The following is a 23,956-nucleotide window of genomic DNA, read 5'->3' on the forward strand; positions in this document are numbered from 1 at the left end:
TTATCCGGGCAATGCCAATCAGCCACCTAGCTTTCCTGTTCACTCCCGGCCAGGTGCCTGATGCAACGGCTGTAGGAGCTTTTTCTGTGGCACTCAAGGACGCTGCGCTGCATGCGCTGATCGAACCGGTGGTCACCGCCATGGGATTCGAGCTCTGGGGCATCGAGTATCGCCCCCAGGGCAAGCACTCCCAGTTGGTGATCTACATTGATCATGCCGACGGTGTGAGCGTGGACCACTGCGCCGACGTGAGCCGTCAGGTCAGTGCCGTGCTCGACGTGGAGGATCCCATCCCGGGCGAGTATCGCCTGGAGGTGTCGTCACCGGGGATGGATCGTCCGCTCTACACCCTCGATCAGTTCGCTCGCTACGCTGGGCACGAGGTAGCACTGAAACTGCGCGTGGCCTTCGACGGACGGCGCAAGTTCCAGGGGTTGCTGGCCGGTATCGAGGAAGACGAGGTCTTGCTGCAGCTCGACGGCGAGGAATACTGCTTTCCCATCGAAAGCATCGATCAGGCACGGGTAGTCCCGCGATTCGAGGACTGAGGCGCAGGCCAGGTTCGGTGCACAAGAACAGGTTTTCTGGCGAGGCAAAGGCATGAGTAAAGAAATTCTGATGGTCGTCGATGCGATCTCAAACGAGAAGGGCGTACCCCGCCAAGTGATCTTCGAGGCGGTGGAGGCGGCGCTGGCCAGCGCGTCACGCAAGCGCTTCGAAGGTCGCGAGGTCAGCGTGCGCGTGCATATCGATCGTCAAACGGGTGACTACGAAACCTTCCGCCGCTGGGAGGTGGTGGAGGACGACGAGTTCGAGAACCCCGACGCCGAGATCAAGGAGTCCTTCGCCGCGCGTCGCGAGACGCCGCTCAAGCTGGGTGATGTGGTCGAGGAGCAGATCGAGAATGCTGCCTTCGGTCGCATCGCCGCCCAGACCGCCAAGCAGGTCATCGTGCAGAAGGTGCGCGAGGCCGAGCGCGCCGAGGTGGTACGGCAGTACGCCGAGCGCGAGGGCGAGCTGGTTGCCGGCATCGTCAAGAAGACCACCCGCGACGGTCTGATCATCGACCTGGGCGACAACGCCGAGGCGTTCCTGCCGCGCAGCGAGATGATTCCCGGCGAGCGCTACCGCATGAACGATCGCGTTCGCGCGCTGCTGCTCAAGGTCGACGCCGAGGCGCGTGGCGCCCAGCTGATCCTGTCGCGCACCTGCCCGGAGCTGATCATCGAGCTGTTCAAGATCGAGGTACCGGAGATCGCCGAGCAGCTCATCGAGATCAAGGGCGCCGCACGCGACCCGGGCTCCCGCGCCAAGATCGCGGTCAAGACCAACGACCGCCGCATCGATCCGGTCGGTGCCTGCGTCGGCATGCGCGGTTCACGCGTTCAGGCGGTGTCGAGCGAGCTGCAGAACGAGCGGGTCGACATCATCCTGTGGGACGACAATCCCGCTCAGCTGGTGATCAACGCCATGGCACCGGCCGATGTCGGCTCGATCCTGGTCGACGAGGATGCGCATGCCATGGACGTGGCCGTGGCCGAGGACAACCTGGCTCAGGCCATCGGCCGCAGTGGTCAGAACGTGCGTCTGGCTTCCGAACTCACCGGCTGGCGGATCAACGTCATGACCGAGAGCGAGGCGGAAGACAAGCGCGAGCAGGAAATCGACAGTCTGGTCGAGAACTTCATTCAGCATCTGGAGATCGAGGACGACCTCGCCCGGCTGCTGGTGGAAGAGGGTTTCACCACGCTGGAAGAGATCGCCTACGTGCCCCTCGAGGAGATGCTCGAGATCGAGGAGCTCGACGAAGAACTGGTGGAAGAGCTGCGTGCCCGCGCCAAGGACGAGCTGCTGACGCTGGCCATCGCCTCCGAAGAGGAACTCGACGGCGCTCAGCCGGCCGACGACCTGCTGGAGATGGATGGCATGGAGCGTCATCTGGCCTTCATCCTGGCCAGCCGGGGCATCGTTACCATGGAGGATCTCGCCGAGCAGTCCGTCGACGACTTGATGGACATCGAGGGCATGGACGAGGAGCGCGCTGCAGCACTGATCATGACTGCCCGTGCGCCCTGGTTCGAGAACGAACAGTAAACGGGTCACGGGCTGAGGAGGGTCGAGATGTCGGAAATGACCGTTAAGGATTTTGCAGCGAAGGTTGGGCGCGACGTGCCCCGACTGCTGGAACAGATGAAAGAAGCCGGGCTCGAGCACAAGTCGGAGGGCGACGCTGTGTCCGAGGAGGACAAGCGCAAGCTGCTCGACTACCTGACCAAGAGCCATGGCGGCACCGGTGCCGGTGCGCGCAATCGCATCACGCTGACGCGCAAGACGCGCAGCAAGATCAAGACCGGCGAGCGTGGCAAGACCATCGAGGTGCAGGTGCGCAAGAAGCGTACCTACGTCAAGCGTGCCGAAGAGGAAGAGGCACCCAAGGCGGAGCCGGTGGAAGAGACCGGGCCGCGCCAACTGGTAGGCGATATGGCCGACTCCCAGGCCAAGCGCGAGGCCGAGCAGGTCGAGCAAGCCAAGGCGCGCGCCGCTGAGCAGGCCGCCAGCGAAGAGGCCGCCAAGGCCGAAGTTGCCGAGGCCGCTCAAGCCGCCAAGGCTGAAGCGCCCGAGATTGCGGTGCCCGAGCTGGTGGAGTCGGAAGAAGAGCCGGCTGCCCAGCCCGAGCCGCCGGCGCCGCCCAAGGAGGGCCGTACCGACCGTCGTACCGCGCCGCCCAAGAAGGCCTCGGCCAAGAAGGGGCGTCACGACCGCGACGACGACGACCGTGGCGACCGCGAGGAGCGTCGCCGTGGCGGCGGCAAGAAGGTCAAGCGCGCCGAGCGTCGCGGCGGCCGCCGCGGTTCCGGCCAGAGCGGCGGCGGCAAGCACGGCTTCCAGAAGCCGACGCAGCCGATCGTGCGTGAGGTCACCATCCCCGAATCGATCAGCGTTGCCGAGCTGGCCGACAAGATGTCGATCAAGGCGAACGAGGTCATCAAGACCATGTTCACCATGGGCGCGGCGGTGACCATCAACCAGACCATCGATCAGGACACCGCGGCCATCGTGGTCGAGGAGATGGGTCACAAGCCCAAGCTGATCAAGGACGACGCCCTCGAGACCGAAATGCTCGAAGGCATCTCCTACGAGGGCGAGGAGATCACCCGTTCGCCGGTAGTGACCGTGATGGGTCACGTCGACCACGGCAAGACCTCGCTGCTCGACTACATCCGTAAGGCCAAGGTGGCCACCGGCGAAGCCGGCGGCATCACCCAGCACATCGGTGCCTACCACGTCGAGGACGAGCACGGCGGCGTGACCTTCCTCGATACCCCGGGTCACGCGGCGTTCACCGCCATGCGTGCGCGCGGCGCCAAGGCCACCGACGTGGTCATCCTGGTAGTGGCGGCCGACGACGGCGTCATGCCCCAGACCATCGAGGCGATCGAGCACTCCAAGGCGGCCGAGGTTCCGATGGTGGTGGCGGTCAACAAGATCGACAAGCCGGCGGCCGATCCGGACCGGGTCAAGAACGAGCTGTCCCAGCACGGCGTCATCTCCGAGGAGTGGGGCGGCGACACCCAGTTCGTCCACGTCTCGGCCAAGAGCGGCGAAGGCATCGAGGACCTGCTGGAGGCGATCCAGCTGGTTTCCGAGGTGCTCGAGCTCAAGGCCGTGCCGGAAGCGCCCGGCAAGGGCGTGGTGGTCGAATCGCGCCTCGACCGTGGCCGCGGCCCGGTGGCCACCGTGCTGGTCCAGAACGGCACCCTGAAGAAGGGCGACATCGTGCTGGCCGGTCTGCACTACGGCCGCGTGCGCGCGCTGACCAACGAGCTCGGCCAGCAGGTCGACTCGGCAGGCCCCGCCATGCCGGTAGAGATCCAGGGCCTCGACGGCACTCCGGATGCCGGTGACGATTTCATGGTCGTGGCCGACGAGAAGAAGGCCCGCGAGGTCGCCAACTTCCGTCAGGGCAAGTACCGCGAGGTGCGTCTGGCGCGTCAGCAGAAGGCCAAGCTGGAGAACATGTTCAGCCAGATGGGCCAGGACGAAGTGGCCAAGGTCAACATCGTGCTCAAGGCAGACGTGCAGGGCTCGCTGGAAGCGATCAAGGGCGCTCTCGAGGAGCTCTCCACCGACGAGGTGCAGGTCTCCGTGGTCTCCTCCGGCGTGGGCGGCATCACCGGCACCGACGCCAACCTGGCGCTGGCCTCCGAGGCCATCGTGGTCGGCTTCAACGTGCGTGCCGACGCCGCTGCCCGCGAGATCATCGAGCGCGAAGGGCTGGATCTGCGCTACTACAGCGTCATCTACCAGCTGATCGACGAGGTCAAGCAGGCCATGAGCGGCATGCTGGCACCGGAGTGGAAGGAAGAGATCGTCGGCGTGGCCGAGGTTCGCGACGTCTTCCGCGCGCCCAAGATCGGCGCCGTGGCCGGCTGTATGGTGGTCGAGGGTACCGTCTTCCGTAACAAGAAGATCCGCGTGCTGCGCGACAACGTCGTCATCTACGAGGGCGAGCTCGAATCGCTGCGCCGCTTCAAGGACGACGTGCAGGAAGTGCGCAACGGCATGGAGTGCGGTATCGGCGTCAAGAACTACAACGACGTCCAGGTCGGCGACAAGATCGAGGTCTTCGACCAGGTCAAGGTCGAGCGGACGCTGTAATCGCAGCAGGAGTAGTGCATGCGCGAGTTCAAGCGTACCGACCGGGTCGGCGACCAGCTCCAGAAGGAGCTGGCCGTGCTGATCCAGCGCGAGGTCAAGGACCCGCGCCTGGGCATGGTCACCGTCAGCGGAGTCACGGTCAGCCGTGACCTCGGCTACGCCGACGTCTACGTGACCCTGCTGGGCGAGGACAGCCCCGAGCGCATCAAGGAGAACCTCAAGGTTCTCAAGCAGGCGGCGGGCTTCCTGCGCAGTCAGATCGCCCGGCGCATCAAGCTGCGTCACGTGCCGGAGCTGCGCTTCCACTACGACGAGAGCGTGGTGCGCGGCCAGCGGCTCTCCTCGCTGATCGACGAGGCCGTCTCCAGCGATCGTGCGCGTCACGACGATGATGAGCACGGCCCGGACGGCAGCGACGAGGGAGAGCGCGGCTGATGGCACGGCGCCGTCGCGGTCTGCCGGTCAACGGCGTACTGCTGCTCGACAAGCCCAAGGGCGCCTCGAGCAACCATGCCCTGCAGCGGGTGCGACGCCTGCTGCAGGCGCAGAAGGCGGGCCATACCGGCACGCTGGATCCGATGGCCACCGGGCTGCTGCCGGTGTGCCTGGGCGAAGCGACCAAGTTCTCGGCGCACCTGCTCGAGGCCGACAAGGTCTATCGCACCCGGGTTCAGCTGGGCGCGGTGACCGCCACCGGCGACGCCGAAGGCGAGGTGATCGAGCGCTGCGCGGTGCCATCGCTGACGGCGGCGGACGTCGAGCGTGTGCTCGAGCGCTTTTGCGGCGAGATCGAGCAGACGCCGCCGATGTACTCGGCGCTCAAGCATCAGGGGCGCAAGCTCTACGAACTGGCCCGCGAGGGCAAGAGCGTCGAGCGTGCAGTGCGCCGTGTGACGGTGTATGATGCCCGGCTGCTTGCCTTCGAGGGCGATGCCTTCGAGCTGGAAGTCCGGGTCAGCAAGGGCACCTACGTGCGTACCCTGGCCGAGGACATCGGCCGGGCACTCGGCAGCGGGGCCCACATCACCGCCCTGCGGCGGCTGGCCACCGGCCCTTTCGGCACTGAGGACATGCTGCCCATCGAGGCGCTGGAGGCGCTGTCGGATCAGGACGAGCGAGAAGCTTTGCTGCTGCCGGTTGACGTGCTGGTGGCACATCTGCCCAGGCTCGTCGTCGACGAGAGTGCCAGGCAGCGGCTCGTGCATGGTCAGGCGGCAAGCGTCGATGCCGGCGGCGAGCAGGCCGGCAAGCTGGCGAGACTCTACTGCGGCGAGACCTTCATCGGGCTCGGCGTAGTGACGGGGCCACAGGAGGTGGCACCGAAGCGGCTGCTCAATACGGCAGCCGATTGAGGGGTGGCGCGAGCGCCGTCCCGTAAGGAGAGACGCCCGAGACTGCAAATATGCGTGGTCTCACACATTCACGTTTCAGGCATATTGCTTACTGGAGAAACAGATGGCACTTACCGCTGAACAGAAGGCCGAGATCGTCAAGGAATTCGCCCGTGGCGACAACGACACCGGTTCCCCCGAGGTTCAGGTGGCCCTGCTGAGCGCCAACATCGACGGCCTGCAGGACCACTTCAAGACCAACAAGCAGGATCACCACTCCCGTCGTGGTCTGATCCGCATGGTCAACCAGCGCCGCAAGCTGCTGGACTACCTGAAGCGCAAGGACCTGGCGCGCTATCAGGCATTGATCCAGCGCCTCGGTCTCCGTCGTTAAACGACGCGAAGCTGGAAACGAAACGGGCAGTCCCCACCGGGGGCTGCCCGTTTTGCGTTTTCAGGACGAAAGCGGCGGTATAGGTGGCTCTCACGCGCGTCAACCCCTAAAATGGTCGCCGAGTCAAAACGACCCATACATGTAGAGAAAAGTTGAAGGAAGTCGCCGTGAATCCGGTCAAGAAAACGTTTCAATACGGTCGCAGCACCGTCACCCTGGAAACCGGGCGCATTGCCCGCCAAGCCACCGGTGCCGTCATGGTCACCATGGACGAAACCGTGGTGCTGTGTACCGTCGTGGCCCGCAAGGACACCAAGCCCGGGCAGGATTTCTTCCCGCTCTCCGTGCACTATCAGGAGAAGACCTATGCGGTGGGCAAGATCCCCGGCGGCTTCTTCAAGCGTGAGGGGCGTCCTACCGAGAAGGAAACCCTCACCTCGCGCCTGATCGACCGCCCCATCCGCCCGCTGTTCCCCAAGGGGTTCATGAACGAGGTGCAGGTCATCTGTACGGTGCTCTCCACCGACCGCAACCATGACCCGGACATCGCTGCCATGCTCGGCACCTCGGCGGCGCTGGCGATCTCCGGCGTGCCGTTCAACGGCCCCATCGGTGCCGCCCGCGTCGGCTTCGACGAGGAGAAGGGCTACTTCCTCAACCCCACCGTGGAAGAGCTGGCCAGCTCCGAGCTGGACATGGTGGTCGCCGGTACCGAGAAGGCCGTGCTGATGGTCGAGTCCGAGGCTGAAGAGCTGCTCGAAGACGAGATGCTGGGTGCCGTGCTCTTTGGCCACCAGGAGATGCAGGTTGCCATCCGCGCCATCAACGAGCTGGTCGCCGAGGCCGGCAAGCCCAAGTGGGACTGGCAGCCCCCTGCCGAGAACACCGCGCTCAAGCAGGCCATCGCTGACGCCTTCGAGGCCAAGGTCGGCGAAGCCTATCGCATCACCGACAAGATGGCGCGTCAGGACGCGCTGGCCGCGCTCAAGGAGCAGGCGGTGGAGCAGCTGGCCGGCGAGGAAGAGGGTAAGTTCGACGCCGACGAGGTCAAGGGCGCCTTCGCCGGCCTCGAGAAGCGCGTAGTACGTAGCCGTGTGGTCAAGGGCGAGCCGCGTATCGACGGCCGCGACCACAAGACCGTGCGTCCGCTGGCCATCGAGGTGGGCAGCCTGCCCAAGACCCACGGCTCGGCGATCTTCACCCGCGGTGAGACCCAAGCCATCGTCATCGCCACCTTGGGCACCCTGCGCGACGCCCAGTTGATCGAGTCGCTGGAAGGCGAGCGCAAGGACCGCTTCCTGCTGCACTACAACTTCCCCCCCTATAGTGTGGGTGAGGCCGGCTTCATGGGCGGACCCAAGCGTCGCGAGATCGGCCACGGCCGACTGGCGCGCCGCGGCGTGCAGGCCATGCTGCCCGATGAGGCGGACTTCCCCTACACCATCCGTGTGGTCTCCGAGATCACCGAGTCCAACGGCTCCAGCTCCATGGCCTCGGTGTGCGGCTCGTCGCTGGCCCTGATGGACGCCGGTGTGCCGATGAAAGCGCCGGTGGCGGGTATCGCCATGGGGCTGGTGAAGGATGAGAGCGGCTTCGCCGTGCTCACCGACATCCTCGGCGACGAAGACCACCTGGGCGACATGGACTTCAAGGTGGCCGGTAGCGCCGCCGGCGTCACCGCGCTGCAGATGGACATCAAGATCGAGGGCATCAACGAGGAGATCATGGAGATCGCCCTGCAGCAGGCCCACGAGGCCCGTCTGCACATTCTCGAGCAGATGAACGAGGTGATCGGCCAGAGTCGCTCCGAGGTCTCCGAGAACGCACCCTCCATGGCCACCATCAAGATCGACCCGGAGAAGATCCGCGACGTCATCGGCAAGGGCGGCGCCACCATCCGCAAGATCTGCGAGGACACCGGCGCTTCCATCGATCTGGACGACGACGGCACCGTGCGCATCTACGCCGAGGACAAGGCGGCGGCCAAGAAGGCCATCGACATCGTGCTGTCGATCACCGCCGAGGCCGAGATCGGCAAGCTCTACCGCGGCAAGGTGGTGCGTATCGCCGACTTCGGCGCCTTCGTCAACATCATGCCGGGTACCGACGGCCTGGTGCACATCTCGCAGATCGTGCCCGAGCGGGTCAACGACGTGCGTGATTTCCTCAATGAGGGTGACGAGGTGGTGGTCAAGGTGCTCGACATCGACAACCGCAACCGCGTGAAGCTCACCATCAAGGAGATCGGCGCGGAAGAGAAGGCTGCCTTCGAAGCCGCCGAGGCCGAGGTCGCGCTGTAAGCCGCACCCGACGCCGAAACGCGAACCGCCCCCATGGCCTCTGGCCATGGGGGCGGTTTTTTAGCATCGCGGCTGATCCGGCGACAGGCCTTTGCGGAGGCGCTGTAAACCCTTCCCTGGGCGCTACTTTTGCCTTCCCTGGCAAAAGACCTCCGCTACGTCCTGCCCCCGGCGCCGCTCGTGCCGCGGTACGTGCTTAGCGCTCAATGGCGAGGGCGACACCCTGCCCACCACCGATACACAGCGTGGCCAGGCCCTTCTTGGCGTCACGAGCAATCATCTCGTGCAGCAGGCTGATCAGCACGCGGCAGCCGGAGGCGCCGATGGGGTGACCCAGGGCGATAGCGCCGCCGTTGACGTTGACCTTGGAAACGTCCCAGCCGAGCTCCTTGTTGACCGCCAGCGCCTGGGCGGCGAAGGCCTCGTTGGCCTCGACCAGGTCGAGGTCGTCCAGGCTCCAGCCGGCCTTCTCCAGGCAGCGTCGGGTCGCCGGTGCCGGGCCGATGCCCATGATCGCCGGGTCGACGCCGGCGTTGGAGTAGGCCACGATGCGTGCCAGCGGCTCGAGTCCGAGTTCGCGTGCCTTGTCGGCGGAACACAGCATCACCGCAGCGGCGCCGTCGTTGATTGAGGAGGCGTTGCCGGCGGTGATGGTGCCGTCCTTCTTGAACGCGGGGCGCATGCCGGCGAGCTTGTCGGCGCTCACTTCGCGCGGGTTCTCGTCGGTGTCGAACACCACCGGGTCACCCTTGCGCTGGGGGATCTCCACCGGCACGATCTGACCCTTGAAGCGGCCCTCCCGGATGGCGGCGGCGGCCTTCTGCTGCGAGGCGGCGGCGAATTCGTCCATCTCCTCGCGGGTGATGCCGTACTTTTCTGCCAGGTTCTCGGCGGTGATGCCCATGTGGTAGTCGTTGAAGGCGTCCCACAGGCCGTCGTGCACCATGGTATCGATGGCCTTCCAGTCACCCATGCGCTGGCCGTTGCGCGAGTTGGGCAGTACGTGGGGCGAGGCCGACATGTTCTCCTGCCCGCCGGCAATGATCAGCTCGGCGTCGCCGCAGCGGATCGCCTGAGTTGCCAGGTGCAGGGCCTTGAGGCCCGAGCCGCACACCTTGTTGATGGTCATGGCGGGTACGGCGGCGGGCAGGCCTGCCTTGATGGCGGCCTGGCGGGCCGGGTTCTGGCCCACGCCGGCGGTCAGCACCTGACCGAGCAATACCTCGTCTACCTGCTCCGGGGCCACGCCTGTGGTGGCCAGTATGTCCTTGATTACCAGCGCACCGAGGTCGCTGGCGGCGATGCCGGAAAGTGAGCCCCCAAAGGCGCCGATGGCGGTGCGGCGGGCGGCAACGATCACCACGTCTTGCATTGTCATTCTCCCGAGTCGTTCACTGGCGTCAGCCCGACCAGCATAGGCGACTATTGTGCAGCGCGGCAATCCCCCGCTGGCGTGACGGTGCACGACACTGCCGCGAGTCACCCCTCAGTTCAGGCGAACTGGACGGGAATGGCGTTGCTGGTGTGGCTGACGGCGTTACCTTCCTGCAGGTAAACGAGGCGTGGCTGGTGGTGCTCCAGTTCGGCCTCGCTGTAATGAGCATAGCTGCAAATGATCACGCGGTCGCCGGGACCGGCGAGATGCGCGGCGGCGCCGTTGATGGAGATGACCTGCGAGCCCTCTTCGGCACGAATGGCGTAGGTGGTGAAGCGCTGGCCGTTCTCGACGTTGTAGATCTGGATCTGCTCGTTCTCGCGAATGCCGGACATGTCCAGCAGCTCGCCGTCGATGGCACATGAGCCTTCATAGTTGAGGACGGCATGAGTGACGCGGGCCATGTGCAGCTTGGCCTTGAGCATGATGGTGAACATGCGGGTTTTTACCTCCAGGTAGCGCTGGGAACCGCCTCAGTGCGGCAGGGTCAGGGTCAGATTGTCGATCAGGCGGGTCTTGCCCAGGCGTGCGGCGGCGAGCAGCACGGCGCCACGGGTGGTGGCATCCACCGGTGTCAGGTCGGCGGCGCGCAGTTCCAGATAGTCGGGCTCGAAGCCGGCCTCGCGCAGCCGGGCCAGCCCCGTCTCTAGGGTCGCCTCGATCGGCGCTCCGGCTTCCAGGACCTCGCGCAGGGCGACGAGGGTGCGCTGCAGCTCCGCTGCCGTGTCGCGCTCACGGGCGTCGAGGTAGCCGTTGCGTGAGGAGAGTGCCAGGCCGTCCTCGGCGCGCACGATGGGCACGCCGACGATCTCGATGGGGAAGTGCAAATCCGCAACCAGCTTGCGGATCACCGCCAGCTGCTGGTAGTCCTTCTCGCCGAAGCAGGCCACGTCGGGCTGCACCAGGTTGAAGAGAATGGAAACCACGGTGGCGACGCCGTCGAAGTGGCCGGGGCGCGAGCCGCCGCAAAGCCCCTCGCTGACCACCGGTACGCGCACCTGGGCGAGGCCCTGCAGGCCGCGGGGGTAGAGCGTGGCATCGCTGGGGGCGAAGAGCAGATCGCAGCCGGCGGCCTCGAGCTTGGCCTGATCGTCGGCCAGGGTGCGGGGGTAGGCATCCAGATCCTCGCCCGCGCCGAACTGCAGCGGATTGACGAAAACGGTGGCAATCACCACGTCGGCATGTCGCCTGGCAGTTTCCACCAGGGACAGGTGGCCGGCGTGAAGATTGCCCATGGTCGGCACCAGGCCGATGCGCTGCCCGCGTCGGCGATACTCGCCGAGTGCCTCACGCAGCGCCGGAATGTCTCGCAGAGTACGCATCGGCATGACTCCTGGAAGGAAAGCGCAGTATCAGAAGCTGTGTTCCTTGGCCGGGAAACGGCGCGCCTTGACCGCTTCGTGGTAGTGGCGGAACGCATCGGGGATGTCGTCGGCCTCGGCCAGGAAGTTCTTGACGAAGCGCGGTGTGCGCCCATGGGTGACGCCCAGTACGTCATGCATGACCAGGATCTGACCGTCGGTATCGGGGCCGGCACCGATACCGATTACCGGTACGTCGAGGGCCTCTGTGACGGCACGGCCGAGGCTGGCCGGCACGCACTCCAGCAGAATGACCGAGGCGCCGGCATCGGCCAGGGTGCGGGCATCCTCGAGGATCTGTGCGGCACGTTCGGCATCGCGCCCCTGCACCTTGTAGCCGCCGAGCTGATGCACGGTCTGTGGTGTCAGGCCCAGGTGGGCGCAGACGGGAACGCCGCGACGGGTCAGCTCACGAATGCCCTCGGCCATCCAGGCTTCGCCCTCGACCTTGACCAGCTCGGCACCGGCGCGCATCAGCTCACCGGCATCGTTGAGCATGCGCTCGGTGGTGGCGTTGCTCATGAAGGGCAGGTCGACCATCAGCAGGCTGGCGCCCTTGGCGCGCGCCACGCAGCGGGTGTGGTAGCAGATGTCGTCGAGGGTCACCGGCAGCGTGCTGTCATGCCCCTGCAGCACCATGCCCAGGGAGTCGCCGACCAGCAGTACCTCGATACCCGCCTCGGCTGCGGTGCGGGCGAAGGTGGCATCATAGGCGGTCAGGCAGCTGAAGGTTTCTCCAGCGCGCTTGTAGGCCTGCAGTGTGCTTAGCGTGACGGTTTTCATGGCGTGCTCTCGTTGTGTCTCGGGCGAGCGGTCTGGAGCCGCCTGCACCAATGCTGCGCATGATTGTTACCAGAATAAGGCAGTCGTGTCGACTGGTAACACTTGGTCCCTCACTCAGCGCTACTCAGGTAACACTTCGATCTCATCGCTTGTCGCAAGAGCGCTCGCCAGGGCCGCCACAGGGCGCCCATCCGGCAGCTGCAGTTGCGGCGACAGCTCGGCGAGCGGCAGCAGGACGAAGCTGCGCGCGGTCATCTCGGGGTGCGGCACCCGCAGGCGCGGCAATTCCAGGCACTCGTCACCGTACAGTAGCAGGTCGAGGTCGAGCGTGCGGGGCCCCCAGTGGCGCCGGCGCACACGGCCATGGCGCTGTTCCAGGGCCTGCAACTGGTCGAGCAGGGCGAGAGGGGACAGACGGGTACGCAGATGGGCGACGGCATTGATGAAGTCGGGCTGGTCCTGTGGACCGAGCGGCCGACTGACGTACAGCCGCGAGGCGGCGACGCGCTCGGTCAACGGCAGGGTGCCGAGCGCTTCGAGCGCCAGGCGCACCTGGGCGATGGGGTCTTCGAGATTGCTGCCCAGCCCGACATAGACGTCGACGAGAGGCGTCATGAGGGGCCGGAGGAGCTGCGCCGGCGACGTTTGCGTGGGCGCCGACGGCGCGAGTCGCTACCGCCGGGTCCGGCATCGGCGCCGGCCTTCTCGAGCAGACGCCGCTGCTCGTGCTCGTCGCCTTCCTGATAAGCGGTCCACCATTCGCCCAGTCCCGCCTCGATCTCGCCGGCGGCTTCACGCAGCAGCAGGAAGTCGTAGGCGGCACGGAAGCGCGGATGCTCGCGGGTCTGCAGGGCGCGCTTGCCGCGCCGCTGGGGCAGGCGCTGCTGCAGGTCCCAGATGTCGCGCATCGGCATGCTGAAGCGCTTGGGGATCGAGATGTGCTGCAGCTGGCGCGACAGGACCTGCTGCGAGGCCAGCTGCAGTGCCGGAATGGGTGGCATGCCGTCGGCCTCCAGCGCGGCCTGGCGGCGCTGCACGGGCCCCCACAGCAGGGCGGCGAAGAGGAAGGCCGGCGTGACCGGGCGCTCCTCATGGATGCGCTTGTCGGTGCTGGCCAGGGCGTGCTCGATGAGCGATTCGGCCCAGGGCTGCTCCACCATCGCCTCATCGGTTTCGGGGAAGAGCATGGCAAACAGGCCGTAATGGCGCAGCAGGCGGAAGGTTGCCACGCCATGGCCGGCCATGAACAGCTTGAGTACCTCATCGAACAACCGTGCCGACGGAATCTGCAGCAGCAGCGGTGCCAGCTTCTCGATCGGCGCTTCCGAATCGGCGGCGATATGGAAGTCCAGCTTGGCGGCGAAGCGAACCGCACGCAGCATGCGTACCGGGTCTTCGCGGTAGCGCACGGCCGGATCGCCGATCAGCCGCAGGGTGCGCGACTCGATGTCACGCATGCCGTCGGCAAAGTCGTGAATCGAGAAATCGGCGATGCTGTAATAAAGGGCATTGACGGTGAAGTCGCGGCGGATGGCGTCTTCCTGGATGCTGCCCCAGACGTTGTCGCGCAGCAGCAGGCCGTGCTCCGACTGCTGGGCGATATGGTCGCCATGGTCGTCGCTGTGGGTACCGCGGAAGGTGGTGACCTCGATCACCTCGCGGCCGAAGCGCACATGCACGATGCGAAAGCGGCGGCCGATGATGCGCGAATTGCGAAACAGTTCGCGTACCTGCTCGGGCGTCGCATCGGTGGCGACATCGAAGTCCTTGGGCATCTTGCCCAGCAGCGAGTCGCGAATGCAGCCGCCGACCAGGTAGGCCTCGAACCCGGCATTGTGCAGGCGATAGAGCACCTTGAGCGCCGGCTCGCTGAAGTGCTGACGCGACACGGGGTGCTGATCACGAGGAATGATTCGAGGGCCTGCGTGCCCCCCTGAGGCATCCTGGGGGCCGAAAAGTGTCCTGAAATGCGCGCCAGGGCTCTGCAGAAAGCGGGTAAATCCTTTGAACATGCGGCGATATCGACTCGCAGTGTGCGAAAGTACTAGAGTGTAGCGGACCGCCGACACCTTGCAAAGCGGCGCACGGATCATCGCGACGGTATCGCAGCAGAGATATGCAAAAGAGGAGGCCCGTGGGCCTCCTCTCACAAGCAAAAATGTTGCTGCGTCCTTGCGGCTGTTTCTTCTTCGTGATGGCGCATCGCCTTGAATACGCACCACAGTCACCAAGAGTCACAGGCAAACAGTGTTGTTGTGATTGTTGACGTTCCTGGTTATGCGACCGCCTCGTATTCAAAACAATAATCCAACCACGACGGCATGGAAGATATGCCTCCCTTCGGCTTGTTGGCATTGTTGCCGAAGGTGCGCGTTTGCGGCCATTGTTCTTGTTGGTGGCCGGGGTTGGCGCGTCGCGTCCTGATGGATCCGGTGCTTCGCTCGTGTCTTGTTGTTGTTGCAGTCGAAGCGAAGGGCAGCGTTCTCCGGGGCATCTTGTTGTTGTTGCCCCTCGCCGCGTCTCTATCACAGCCTGCCATTGTTGTTGTTGGCGCAGGCCCTGCTCCCCCGATGCCTTGTTGTTGTTATTGGCTCGGGATGCAGCCGGATGTTGTTTTTCTTGCCATGAATGTTGCACGGCATATGCCAAGGTTTTTTTAATTCATAAAAAACAAAGGCTTATTTCATCATCTCGAATGCGGTCCGGCATGCCATGGCGAATGTGTTACCCCGGTTGCGCCATGAGGGGGCAGGTTCTGGGTGGGAAGGTAACACCTGGTGCATGAGCACGCGGAGGGGCACAAAAAAAGCGCCTTGGCGGAACCGCACGAGACGCTTGAACCTTAGTCGTAGAAAGAGGCGAGGCGGTCAGGCGCTGCTGCGTCGGGCCTGCTTCTTGCGCGGAATGCCCAGGCGCTGACGCCGCTCCCACAGGCACTTGCGGCTAATCCCCAGCTTCTGGGCCAGCTCCGTTTCGCTCATGTGATCCTGATGTTCGAGCACGAAGTGCTGGAAATAGTCCTCCAGCGACAGGTCCTCTTCGGCGTCCAGCGCTTCGCTCTCGACCTGGGCGGTGGCCGGCTGGGGTTCGACGATGGTGCGGGGGGCCGATGCCAGGCTTGGCCTGAGGCCTAGATCGTCAGGGTGAATGAGATGACCCTCGGCAAGGATCACACCGCGTTCGAGCGCGTTCTCCAGCTCACGCACGTTACCAGGCCAGGGATAGTCGCGAATCTCGCGCCGCGCCGCTCGTGACAGGCGCAAGCCATCCCGATGGTGGCGCTGGCAGGCCTTCTCCAGCAGCACGTCGGCAATCAGCAGGATGTCGTCCTCGCGCTCGCGCAGCGGCGGCAGGTCGATCTGCATCACGTTGAGTCGGTAGTAGAGGTCGAGGCGGAACTCGCCGGTCTTCGATAGCGCGCGCAGGTCGCGATGCGTGGCGGCGATCAGGCGGACGTCGACATGGCGGGTCTCCACCGAGCCGATACGGCGGATCTCGCCCTCCTGCAACACACGCAGCAGGCGGGCCTGGGCGTCCAGCGGCAGCTCGCCGATCTCGTCGAGAAACAGCGTGCCGCCATCGGCGGCTTCGACCAGGCCGGTGCGGGCGGCGCTGGCGCCGGTGAAGGCACCCTTCTCGTGGCCGAACAGCTCCGACTCGATCAGGGTTTCGGGAATGGCAGCACAGTTGACGCAGATGAGCGGGGCGTGGACGCGCTGGCTCTGCTGGTGGATGGCACGCGCGACCAGCTCCTTGCCGGTGCCCGACTCACCCTGGATCAGCACGGTGACGTCGGCGGGGGCTGTCTTGCGAATGCGGGTATAGACCGCTTGCATTGCTGCGCACTCGCCGATCATCGGCTGGCGTGTACCGCCGGCATCGGTGATGTCGGGGGGAGAGGTGCTGTGGGTCGACCGCTGATGGAGCACCCGGGCCACGGTTTCCAGCAGCTCGTCATGGTCGAAGGGCTTGGCCACGTAATCCACGGCGCCCTGCTTGAGCGCCTCCACCGCGGAGCGCATGCTGGCATAGCTGGTCATGATCAGCACCGGGGTCGGCGCGGCGTGCTCGATCAGGTCGGTGCCGGGCTCGCCGGGTAGGCGCAGGTCGCTGATCACCAGATCGAAGCCGCGCGGCTCCAGCGCCAGCGCTTCGTCCACGCAGCCGGCCTCGCTCACCTGGTAGTCGTGACGCTCCAGCAGCCGGCGCAGTGCGGTGCGGATGATGGCTTCGTCTTCAACGATCAGAATCCGGCTCATCGGTATGTTCACCATCCTCTCGTTCGGTGGGCAGCCACAGACAGATGCGGGTGCCCCGCTCAGCCCCGGGGGGCGGCGATTCGATCTCTATCCTGCCATGATGCTCGGCAACGATGCTGTAGACCAAAGGCAGACCGAGTCCCGTGCCTTCGCCCGGTGGCTTGGTGGTGGTGAAGGGTTCGAAGAGGTGCTCGCGCACCCGGTCGTCGAGCCCATGCCCCTCATCGGTCACGGTGACCTTCACCGTGTCGCCATCCGGCTCGGCATCGATGTCCACCTTGCCGCCAGGCTCGCTGGCATCCCGTGCATTGCTCAGCAGGTTGATCATCACCTGCTGCAGCCGCTGGGTGTCGCCGAGCACCTTCAACGCGGGAGGACAGAGATTGCGATACCTGACATCCTCGCCCGAGCGTGCCAGCCGGATCAAGTGCAGCGCCTCGTCGGCGATGGCGGCAATGGAGACCGACGCCAGGGTGGTGTCCTTCACATGACGACCGCCGTGGGCGAAGCCCACCAGTGAGCTGACGATGCGCGAGATACGGTCGGTCAGCTGCTGGATCTGCCGGGCGGTTTCCAGCACTTCGGGGTCGTCTGTGTCATAGCGCAGGTTCTGGGCCAGCGAGGAGATGCCGGTCACCGGATTGCCGATCTCGTGGGCGACACCGGCCGCCAGCTGACCGATCGAGGCCAGCCGGGCGGCATGCACCAGCTCGTCCTCGAGCCACTTCATCTCGCTGTGGTCCTCGACCAGGATCACGGTGCCACCGCGCACGTCGTCGTCGGCTTGCAGCTCGGCGCGATGGAAGGTCAGGTAGCGGATGTTGCCGCTCAGCTCGACCGGCTGCTTGTAGAGGTGGTCGTTGGGCTCGACCAAGGCGCGGCCCAGCAGCTCGGACCAGGGCGCCGGCAGGCCGTCGCGTCTGGCCCCCACGACGCTGCCGCCGTCGATGCCGGAGAGCTCGGCCAGGGCGTCGTTCCACATCAAGAGCTCGTCGTCGACGCCGAAGGCGCACAGCCCCACCGGCAGGCGGGTGAGGATGCGCCGATGGTAGCGGCGCAGACCGTCGAGTTCGCGGGCCAGTCCCGTCAGTCGCGAGCGGTAGGCCTCCAGCCGGCTCTCGACGAAGTGGATGTCGTCGGTGGGCTCCTGGCCGCTGCGGCGATAGGGCAGGTAGCGGTCGACGATGTCCTGGGCCACCGAGGGGCCCATCAGGCCGGAGAGGTTGGCCTGGATACGATCGCGCAGCCGGCGCAGGGCATAGGGGCGGCCGTCCAGCGGCGACATGCCGAGGTCGGTCAGGGCGCGCTCCACCTCACGCTGGGCGACCTCCTCGCCCAGCGCCTGGGCCAGCGGCTGCTTGAACTCCTCCCCGGTGGCGGCGATCAGCTGCATGCGCTTGGGCCGGATCACGGCATCCACCGAGCAGGCTTCGGCAGCGGCGCGCTCGCCCTCGGAGGTGCGCGTGGCCAGCGAGACGATGATGAAAACGAGCACGTTGAGCGCCAGCGACACCAGGGTGACCACGTACCAGTCCGGCTCGCCGTCGAGCAGTTCCAGGCCCGGCGGGATCAGGATCAGGGTGGGCAGGCCGGTGAGCAGCGGCAGCCACAGGCCGACGAGCCAGATGACGACGCCGACGACCAGGCCCGAGACCATGCCCTTGCGGTTGGCGCCCGGCCAGTAGAGCAGCGCCAGCAGCCCTGGCAGGCACTGGGCCATGCCGACGAAGGCCGCCAGGGCCAGGGTGGTCAGGTCGTGATTGACGCCGACCGTGCGATAGAACAGCCAGCCGCTGAGGATGACGGCGGCCATCAGCGCCCGGCGCAGCCAGCGCAGCCAGCGGTAGAGGTTGGGCTGGGCCTCGGGCGGGTGAGCCACCAGCAGCACGTGGTTGAGGATCATGCCCGAGAGCGCCATGGCGATGATCACCATGGTGCCGCTGCTGGCGGCCAGGCCGGCGAGGAACGCCAGCGCCTGGACCCAGAAGGCGTCGGAGAGTCCGAAGGCCAGGTAGGCGGCGCCCACCAGCTCGTGGCTGCCCAGCCGCTGGCCCGCCCACAGAATCAGCGGGACCGGAATCGCCATCAGCAGCAGGAACAGCGGTAGCGACCAACTCGCCTGCAGCAGAGTATGTCGCGACAGGGTCTCGGCAAAGGTGATGTGGAAGATGTGCGGCATCAGCAGCGCGGCGGCGAAGAACAGCAGCAGCAGGGTGCGCCAGTGGGCGGCGTCCGGCTGCACCACGCCGGCCTGGTACAGCTGGCCGGGGCCGTCGAGCCAGTGCTGCAGGTCGGCAGGGCCATCGAAGACGACGAACAGGGCGATGGCGCCCAGTGCCAGCATGGCGAAGAGCTTGACTACCGAGGTCAGGGCGATGACCGCCAGCAGGGTATCGTGCCGCGCCGGGCCCTTGCCGTGGCGGGCGCCGAAGATCATCGCGAACAGGGCGATCAGGGCGCACAGCGCCAGGGCGAGCAGCGACGGTGAGGCGGTGCCGGTCATCAGGAAGATGGCATCGCCCAAGGTCTGCACCTGCAGCGCCAGCAGCGGCATCACCGCCAGCAGGCTGATCACCGTGATCATGGTGCCGACCCAGCGCGAGCGGAAGCGGAAGGCGAACAGGTCGGCCAGGGAGGCGAGCTGGTGGGTACGGGTCATGCGCTGGATGGGCACCAGCAGTACCGGGGCCAGCAGAAAGGCGCCGGCCACGCCCAGGTAATAGGCGAGATAGCCGTAGCCCGAGCTCGAGGCCAGCTCCAGGCTGCCGTAGATCGCCCAGGCGCTGGCATAGACGCCCAGCGCCAGGGTGTAGACGGCCGGATGACGGGTCACGCGGCGGCTCAGCCAGCCCCGCTCCACCGCCAGGGCGCAGAGAAACATCAGCAGCAGGAAGCCGGTACCGAGGGCGAACACGCTGACCAGGCTAGCGTTCATCGAGCTTCCTCTTCTGCTCCAGCCACAGCGTCAGGGCGATCAGTACGCCCCAGATGACGAAGGGGCGGTACCAGGCGACTCCGGGGCTCGACCAGCCGCTCATCAGCAGCGGCGACAGCAGATAGCCGGCCAGAACCAGGAACAGCATGATGCGATAGACGTACATGGGCGCTCCTCACTCCTGGCGGTGGGCCTCGGGGCGGATTCGGCTCGGTTCCCAGTGGTCGATGGCCCAGGCCAGCTGCTCTGGCACCGGCACCGTGTCCAGTTCGGCGGGCGGCGCCTGGTCGAGTGCCGCCAGGGCGCGGTACAGCAGCGGCCGTACGGCGCTCTCCTCGCACGGCAGCGCCGGGGCCAGATTCTGCTTGGAGAGCTTCTGGCCGTCGCGATTGACGATCAAGGGCAGGTGCAGATAGCGCGGCTCGGCCAACTCCAGCGCCTGCTGCAGCTGGCGCTGCCAGGGCGTGTTGTCGAGCAGGTCGAAGCCGCGAACGATATCCGTGATGCCCTGATCGGCGTCGTCGACTACCACCGCCAGCTGGTAGGCCCACAGGCCGTCCTTGCGCTTGAGCACCACGTCGCCGAGCTCGGCCGGATCGAAGCGCTTCTCGCCGAACAGGCGGTCCTGCCATACCACCGGACGCAGGCCGAGGTCGCTGCGCAGGCGCCAGGCAAGCGGCTTGTCCGGTTCGCGCGGACCTTCACGGCACCAGCCGGGGTAGACCGAAAAGTCACGCCACTGCTTTCGCGAGCAGCTACAGGGATAGGCCAGCCCCAGCGCCTCGAGCCGCTCCAGTGCCGCAGCATAAGCCGAGTCGCGTGAGTGTTGCCACAGCACGGGACCGTCCCAGTGCAGGCCGAACGCCTCGAGCTGGCGCAGGATGGTATCGGCGGCTCCTGCGGGGCAGCGCGGCGGGTCGATGTCCTCGATGCGTACGAGCCACTCGCCGCCGGCCCGGCGCGCATCGAGAAAGCTGGCCAGGGCGGCGATCAGCGAACCGAAGTGCAGGGCGCCCGAGGGGGTCGGGGCGAAGCGACCGCGATAACCGGTCATGACGCGCTCCCGGAGACGATGGCCGACATGCGAACGGGCACCCAGGGGTGCCCGTTGCGAAGTGACGCGACCCACACGCTAGGGACCTCAGCCGCCGAGCTGCTTTTCCTTCAGTTCGGCCAGGGTCTTGCAGTCGACGCACAGCGTAGCGGTGGGGCGAGCCTCCAGCCGGCGAATACCGATCTCGACGCCGCACGCCTCGCAGTAGCCGTAGTCCTCCTCATCGATCTTCTCGAGGGTCTCGTTGATCTTCTTGAGCAGCTTGCGCTCGCGATCGCGGGTCCGCAGCTCCAGGCTGAACCCCTCTTCCTGGGTGGCCCGGTCCGCAGGGTCGGCGTAGTTGTTCGCCTCTTCCTGCAGGTGGCGCACGGTGCGATCGACTTCTTCCATGAGCTCCTGTTTCCAGCCCAGCAGGATCTGTCGGAAGTGCTCAAGCTGCTGCTCGTTCATGTACTCTTCACCCGGTGCCGACTCGTACGGGGTGAACTTTTTGGGCGCTTCCGTTTTCTTGTCTGCTACTGGCATGGGACTGCCTCATTACTTGAGTGACTGCTGATCAATACCCGCCGCAACCTGGTGCAAGGTATCTCACGCCAAAGGCATGCTTGTTTATCGGATATTGACCAACTTTGCAATACCTGGCAGCAACGCCTGGCATCCCCAGGTGAGTCAAATCAATGGTATGGTTTTTTGACCGTGGGAACGGGAAAAGTGCCCAACGTCGGTCATCTATCTTGTGTTTCAGGAGTCAGCCATGTCGTGGAATCCGCGCGTTGATCGCGTCGCCCCCTTTCGTGTGATGAGCCTGCTGGAGGCCGCTCAGGCGCGCGAGGCGGCCGGCCACGACGTCATTCATCTCGAGGTGGGGGAGCCCGACTTCGCCACTCCCGAGCCGGTGGTGGCAGCCGGGCAGGCGGCGCTGGCCGCAGGGTACACGCGCTACAGCCCGGCGGCGGGGCTGCCGGCCCTGCGCCAGGCGATCGCCGGCCACTACAGCGAGCATTTCGGTGCCGACGTCGACCCCAGGCGGATTCTGGTCACGCCCGGGGCTTCTGGGGCGTTGCTGCTGGCCAGTCAACTGCTGGTAGGGCCCGGCGACCGGGTGCTGATGGCCGACCCCAACTACCCCTGCAATCGCCACTTCATGGCGCTGGCAGGGGCCGAGGTGGATACCGTCCCCGTCGGCCCGGAGAGCGGCTGGCAGCTCGATGCCAGCCTCGTCGCGCAGCACTGGCAAGAGGCGACCCGACTGGCGATGCTCGCCACGCCGTCCAACCCCACCGGCCATATGCTCGATGCGGCACAGCTACAGGCGGTGGCCGACACGGTGGCCGAGCGCGGCGGCCACCTGCTGGTGGATGAGATCTACCAGGGGCTCAGCTACGACATCGCGCCGCTGTCGGTGGCCTCGCTGAGTAGCGATGCCTTCGTGGTCAACAGCTTCTCCAAGTACTTCGGCATGACCGGCTGGCGCCTGGGCTGGCTGCTGGCGCCGCAGGCGGCCGTGGAGCCGCTGACCCGGCTGGCGCAGAACGTCTTTCTGGCCGCCCCCACCCCGGCCCAGCATGCGGCGCTTGCCGCCTTCACCCCCGAGTGCCGGGAGCTGCTCGAAGCCCGACGCAGCGAACTCGGCCGCCGCCGCGATGCGCTGCTGGCCGGGCTCGCCCGCCTGGGGCTGGTGCCCTCGCTGCCGCCCCAGGGGGCCTTCTACCTGTGGCTCGACATCTCGCGCTACAGCCGCGACAGCCAGGCGTTCTGTCAGGGCCTGCTGGAAGAGGAGAACGTCGCCATCACGCCCGGCATCGACTTTGCCGTGGTGGGCGGCGAGCACCACGTGCGTATCGCCTTCACCACCGGGGTCGAACGCCTGGAGGAGGCGGTGAGACGGCTCGAGCGCTTCCTGGCGCGACGGTAGGCGGCGAGATGGACTATCCCCAACTGGTTCCCGGCGTGCTGCTGCGCCGCTACAAGCGCTTTCTGGCCGACGTGCGCCTCGACGACGGCCGCGAGGTGGTGGCCCACTGCCCCAATACCGGCTCGATGCGGGCGGTCAATGTGCCCGGCTGTCGGGTATGGCTGGCCGCGAGCGACAATCCGGCACGCAAGCTGGCCTGGACCTGGGAGCTAATCGAGCTGACCCAGCCCGACGGCAGCGTGGCGCTGGCGTCGGTGCATACCGGGCGCACCAATCGCATCGTCGAGGAGGCGCTGGCAGAGGGGCGAATTGCCGCGCTGGCCGGCTATGCCGAACTCCGGCGCGAGGCCAAGGTGGCGGGCGCGCGGCTCGACTTTCGTCTCGACGACCCCGAGCGCGGCACCGCCTTCGTCGAGGTCAAGCAGGTCACGCTCAAGGAAGAGGACGGCCACGGTTACTTTCCCGATGCGGTGAGCGAGCGCGGGCGCAAGCACCTGCTGGCGCTGGCGGCCCTTGCCGAGCAGGGGCAGCGTGCGGTGCTGCTGTTCTGCGTTGCCCACGGCGGCATTCGCGACGTGGCGCCGGCAGCACACCTCGACCCGGCCTATGCCGCCACGCTCGAGGCCGTGGCAGCGCGGGGAGTGGAAGTGCTGGCCTACGGCTGCGAGTTCGGCTGGCACGAGTCACGGCCGGTGTCGGTCGCGCTGGGTGAGCGGCTTGCGGTGTCACTCACTCGCCAAGTGAATATTGCCCTCGGCGTCGATTGAGATCGCCAGCGGCTCCAGGAAGCGGCCCTGGCAGGGGCCGAACACGCACTCGCCGCTTTCCGGCAGGAACAGCGCACCGTGCATGCCGCACTGGATCAGTTCGCCGCTCGCTTCGAGAAAGTCGCCTTCCGGCAGGTTGAGCGGCACCTGCTGATGCGGGCAGCGGTTGACGAAGGCGCTGACCCGGCCGTGAACGCGCACCAGGAAGGCGTGGCGTCCGTCGGGCAGCGCCACACCCCGCGAGGACGAGGTGTCGAACTGCTGCAGGTGGGCAATGGGCTGGGACATGGCTCAGCGGTCGATATGGAAGCGCTGGACGAAGCCCACTTCGGCCGGCTGCCGGTTGCGGTCGTAGCGCACTTCCAGGTCGAAGCGCATGGGCTCGTCGTCGCGAATGCGGAACACCGCCACCTGCGACTGGGTATTGCCCTCACGCAGGGTGCGGAACTCCAGCGGCGTGCGATTCTGTCCCTGCAGCTCCCCGACCGTACCGCTGACCGGCGCATTGACCGGTCGCAGTTCGCCCTCGACCTCCTCCAGCACGCTGACGTTGAGCAGTGCCATGGCCGGGCTGCGCTGGATACCGTGGGCTTCGGCCACGGAGGCGGGCAGGAAGTCGGTGCTCACCGCGCTGTAGTGGATCTGGTAGGCGCCGACCTGTTCGTACTGCTGGGCCTGTGCCGACAGCGACAGCAGGCCCAGTGCCAGCAGCAGGCCGGCGGCAAGGTGACGAAGCGGCAGGATGCGATGGCGCGACATGGCA

Annotated in this window: 22 protein-coding genes; 9 read left to right on the forward strand and 13 right to left on the reverse strand. The window is 66.2% G+C overall.

Translation table 11 applies throughout. The features are described 5' to 3' along the window. The first annotated feature begins 86 nt into the window (after positions 1-86). From rimP to pnp, 7 genes are all read left to right on the forward strand, one after another. Positions 87-548 carry a ribosome maturation factor RimP gene (rimP, locus tag HOP58_RS02370; RefSeq protein WP_010625701.1) on the forward strand — a complete coding sequence of 154 codons (462 nt, stop codon included), beginning with the start codon at positions 87-89 and terminating at the stop codon, positions 546-548. Positions 549-600: 52 nt separating this feature from the next. Then, positions 601-2,094 (forward strand): transcription termination factor NusA, encoded by a 1,494-nt coding sequence (gene nusA, locus HOP58_RS02375; protein ID WP_010625700.1) that lies wholly within the window; start codon positions 601-603, stop codon positions 2,092-2,094. 27 nt (positions 2,095-2,121) lie between these two features. Continuing rightward, positions 2,122-4,659 carry a translation initiation factor IF-2 gene (gene infB, locus HOP58_RS02380; protein WP_234259416.1) on the forward strand — a complete coding sequence of 846 codons (2,538 nt, stop codon included), beginning with the start codon at positions 2,122-2,124 and terminating at the stop codon, positions 4,657-4,659. Between the two features lie 18 nt (positions 4,660-4,677). Beyond that, positions 4,678-5,094: a 30S ribosome-binding factor RbfA gene (rbfA, locus tag HOP58_RS02385; RefSeq protein ID WP_234259417.1), complete on the forward strand. Its 417-nt coding sequence runs from the start codon at positions 4,678-4,680 to the stop codon at positions 5,092-5,094. Continuing rightward, positions 5,094-6,011 carry a tRNA pseudouridine(55) synthase TruB gene (gene truB, locus HOP58_RS02390; RefSeq protein WP_234259418.1) on the forward strand — a complete coding sequence of 306 codons (918 nt, stop codon included), beginning with the start codon at positions 5,094-5,096 and terminating at the stop codon, positions 6,009-6,011. Before rbfA ends, truB begins: the two co-directional genes overlap by 1 nt. A gap of 103 nt (positions 6,012-6,114) precedes the next feature. After that, on the forward strand, positions 6,115-6,384 hold the full coding sequence (gene rpsO, locus HOP58_RS02395; protein WP_010625696.1) for a 30S ribosomal protein S15: 270 nt from the start codon (positions 6,115-6,117) through the stop codon (positions 6,382-6,384). A gap of 167 nt (positions 6,385-6,551) precedes the next feature. Next, the gene (gene pnp, locus HOP58_RS02400; RefSeq protein WP_010625695.1) at positions 6,552-8,684 is read left to right on the forward strand and encodes a polyribonucleotide nucleotidyltransferase; all 2,133 of its coding nucleotides are present in this window, start codon (positions 6,552-6,554) and stop codon (positions 8,682-8,684) included. A gap of 196 nt (positions 8,685-8,880) precedes the next feature. Here the strand turns inward: pnp and HOP58_RS02405 are convergent, their stop codons facing one another. The 11 genes from HOP58_RS02405 to dksA all read right to left on the reverse strand — a co-directional run bounded on the left by HOP58_RS02405 (position 8,881) and on the right by dksA (position 21,036). Further along, on the reverse strand, positions 8,881-10,056 hold the full coding sequence (locus HOP58_RS02405; RefSeq protein ID WP_234259419.1) for an acetyl-CoA C-acetyltransferase: 1,176 nt from the start codon (positions 10,054-10,056) through the stop codon (positions 8,881-8,883). Between the two features lie 119 nt (positions 10,057-10,175). Beyond that, positions 10,176-10,556 (reverse strand): aspartate 1-decarboxylase, encoded by a 381-nt coding sequence (gene panD, locus HOP58_RS02410; protein ID WP_010625693.1) that lies wholly within the window; start codon positions 10,554-10,556, stop codon positions 10,176-10,178. Positions 10,557-10,592: 36 nt separating this feature from the next. After that, entirely contained in the window at positions 10,593-11,441 is an 849-nt protein-coding gene (gene panC / locus HOP58_RS02415) for a pantoate--beta-alanine ligase (protein WP_234259420.1), read from the reverse strand. Between the two features lie 30 nt (positions 11,442-11,471). Then, a complete protein-coding gene (panB, locus tag HOP58_RS02420) occupies positions 11,472-12,263 on the reverse strand; it encodes a 3-methyl-2-oxobutanoate hydroxymethyltransferase (protein ID WP_234259421.1) in 792 nt (263 codons plus the stop codon). 120 nt (positions 12,264-12,383) lie between these two features. Further along, positions 12,384-12,878, reverse strand: a complete 495-nt coding sequence (folK, locus tag HOP58_RS02425) for a 2-amino-4-hydroxy-6-hydroxymethyldihydropteridine diphosphokinase (RefSeq protein ID WP_010625690.1) — start codon at positions 12,876-12,878, stop codon at positions 12,384-12,386. Continuing rightward, the gene (gene pcnB, locus HOP58_RS02430; RefSeq protein WP_234259422.1) at positions 12,875-14,275 is read right to left on the reverse strand and encodes a polynucleotide adenylyltransferase PcnB; all 1,401 of its coding nucleotides are present in this window, start codon (positions 14,273-14,275) and stop codon (positions 12,875-12,877) included. Before pcnB ends, folK begins: the two co-directional genes overlap by 4 nt. An 855-nt stretch (positions 14,276-15,130) precedes the next feature. After that, positions 15,131-16,522, reverse strand: coding sequence for a sigma-54 dependent transcriptional regulator (locus HOP58_RS02435; RefSeq protein WP_234259423.1), 1,392 nt, complete (start codon positions 16,520-16,522; stop codon positions 15,131-15,133). Continuing rightward, entirely contained in the window at positions 16,500-19,457 is a 2,958-nt protein-coding gene (locus HOP58_RS02440; RefSeq protein WP_010625687.1) for an ATP-binding protein, read from the reverse strand. The genes HOP58_RS02435 and HOP58_RS02440 overlap by 23 nt, the downstream gene beginning before the upstream one ends. Continuing rightward, positions 19,447-19,623: a hypothetical protein gene (locus HOP58_RS02445; protein WP_010625686.1), complete on the reverse strand. Its 177-nt coding sequence runs from the start codon at positions 19,621-19,623 to the stop codon at positions 19,447-19,449. The genes HOP58_RS02440 and HOP58_RS02445 overlap by 11 nt, the downstream gene beginning before the upstream one ends. A 9-nt stretch (positions 19,624-19,632) precedes the next feature. After that, complete coding sequence (gluQRS, locus tag HOP58_RS02450) at positions 19,633-20,511, reverse strand: tRNA glutamyl-Q(34) synthetase GluQRS (RefSeq protein WP_234259424.1); 879 nt, start codon at positions 20,509-20,511, stop codon at positions 19,633-19,635. A gap of 87 nt (positions 20,512-20,598) precedes the next feature. Beyond that, positions 20,599-21,036, reverse strand: a complete 438-nt coding sequence (dksA, locus tag HOP58_RS02455; RefSeq protein ID WP_010625684.1) for an RNA polymerase-binding protein DksA — start codon at positions 21,034-21,036, stop codon at positions 20,599-20,601. 229 nt (positions 21,037-21,265) lie between these two features. Between dksA and HOP58_RS02460 the strand changes: the two genes are divergently transcribed. After that, a complete protein-coding gene (locus tag HOP58_RS02460; protein WP_234259425.1) occupies positions 21,266-22,426 on the forward strand; it encodes a pyridoxal phosphate-dependent aminotransferase in 1,161 nt (386 codons plus the stop codon). Positions 22,427-22,434: 8 nt separating this feature from the next. Further along, positions 22,435-23,193 carry a DNA/RNA nuclease SfsA gene (gene sfsA / locus HOP58_RS02465; protein WP_234259426.1) on the forward strand — a complete coding sequence of 253 codons (759 nt, stop codon included), beginning with the start codon at positions 22,435-22,437 and terminating at the stop codon, positions 23,191-23,193. Here the strand turns inward: sfsA and HOP58_RS02470 are convergent. Both HOP58_RS02470 and HOP58_RS02475 read right to left on the reverse strand, forming a co-directional pair. After that, on the reverse strand, positions 23,152-23,481 hold the full coding sequence (locus tag HOP58_RS02470; protein WP_234259427.1) for a Rieske 2Fe-2S domain-containing protein: 330 nt from the start codon (positions 23,479-23,481) through the stop codon (positions 23,152-23,154). The genes sfsA and HOP58_RS02470 overlap by 42 nt on opposite strands. A 3-nt stretch (positions 23,482-23,484) precedes the next feature. Next, positions 23,485-23,952, reverse strand: coding sequence for a DUF4426 domain-containing protein (locus HOP58_RS02475; RefSeq protein ID WP_234259428.1), 468 nt, complete (start codon positions 23,950-23,952; stop codon positions 23,485-23,487). Positions 23,953-23,956 lie beyond the last annotated feature (4 nt).

Source organism: Halomonas sp. MCCC 1A11062, assembly GCF_021404355.1.
GTDB classification, from domain to species: domain Bacteria; phylum Pseudomonadota; class Gammaproteobacteria; order Pseudomonadales; family Halomonadaceae; genus Halomonas; species Halomonas aerodenitrificans.

Excerpts from the sequence above, each read along its gene's own strand:
- nusA (WP_010625700.1), top strand. The coding sequence starts at position 601 with ATGAGTAAAGAAATTCTGATGGTCGTCGATGCGATCTCAAACGAGAAG.
- infB (WP_234259416.1), top strand. The coding sequence starts at position 2,122 with ATGTCGGAAATGACCGTTAAGGATTTTGCAGCGAAGGTTGGGCGCGAC.
- rbfA (WP_234259417.1), top strand. The coding sequence starts at position 4,678 with ATGCGCGAGTTCAAGCGTACCGACCGGGTCGGCGACCAGCTCCAGAAG.
- truB (WP_234259418.1), top strand. The coding sequence starts at position 5,094 with ATGGCACGGCGCCGTCGCGGTCTGCCGGTCAACGGCGTACTGCTGCTC.
- rpsO (WP_010625696.1), top strand. The coding sequence starts at position 6,115 with ATGGCACTTACCGCTGAACAGAAGGCCGAGATCGTCAAGGAATTCGCC.
- HOP58_RS02405 (WP_234259419.1), bottom strand. The coding sequence starts at position 10,056 with ATGCAAGACGTGGTGATCGTTGCCGCCCGCCGCACCGCCATCGGCGCC.
- panD (WP_010625693.1), bottom strand. The coding sequence starts at position 10,556 with ATGTTCACCATCATGCTCAAGGCCAAGCTGCACATGGCCCGCGTCACT.
- panC (WP_234259420.1), bottom strand. The coding sequence starts at position 11,441 with ATGCGTACTCTGCGAGACATTCCGGCGCTGCGTGAGGCACTCGGCGAG.
- panB (WP_234259421.1), bottom strand. The coding sequence starts at position 12,263 with ATGAAAACCGTCACGCTAAGCACACTGCAGGCCTACAAGCGCGCTGGA.
- folK (WP_010625690.1), bottom strand. The coding sequence starts at position 12,878 with ATGACGCCTCTCGTCGACGTCTATGTCGGGCTGGGCAGCAATCTCGAA.
- pcnB (WP_234259422.1), bottom strand. The coding sequence starts at position 14,275 with ATGTTCAAAGGATTTACCCGCTTTCTGCAGAGCCCTGGCGCGCATTTC.
- HOP58_RS02435 (WP_234259423.1), bottom strand. The coding sequence starts at position 16,522 with ATGAGCCGGATTCTGATCGTTGAAGACGAAGCCATCATCCGCACCGCA.
- HOP58_RS02440 (WP_010625687.1), bottom strand. The coding sequence starts at position 19,457 with ATGAACGCTAGCCTGGTCAGCGTGTTCGCCCTCGGTACCGGCTTCCTG.
- HOP58_RS02445 (WP_010625686.1), bottom strand. The coding sequence starts at position 19,623 with ATGTACGTCTATCGCATCATGCTGTTCCTGGTTCTGGCCGGCTATCTG.
- gluQRS (WP_234259424.1), bottom strand. The coding sequence starts at position 20,511 with ATGACCGGTTATCGCGGTCGCTTCGCCCCGACCCCCTCGGGCGCCCTG.
- dksA (WP_010625684.1), bottom strand. The coding sequence starts at position 21,036 with ATGCCAGTAGCAGACAAGAAAACGGAAGCGCCCAAAAAGTTCACCCCG.
- HOP58_RS02460 (WP_234259425.1), top strand. The coding sequence starts at position 21,266 with ATGTCGTGGAATCCGCGCGTTGATCGCGTCGCCCCCTTTCGTGTGATG.
- sfsA (WP_234259426.1), top strand. The coding sequence starts at position 22,435 with ATGGACTATCCCCAACTGGTTCCCGGCGTGCTGCTGCGCCGCTACAAG.
- HOP58_RS02470 (WP_234259427.1), bottom strand. The coding sequence starts at position 23,481 with ATGTCCCAGCCCATTGCCCACCTGCAGCAGTTCGACACCTCGTCCTCG.
- HOP58_RS02475 (WP_234259428.1), bottom strand. The coding sequence starts at position 23,952 with ATGTCGCGCCATCGCATCCTGCCGCTTCGTCACCTTGCCGCCGGCCTG.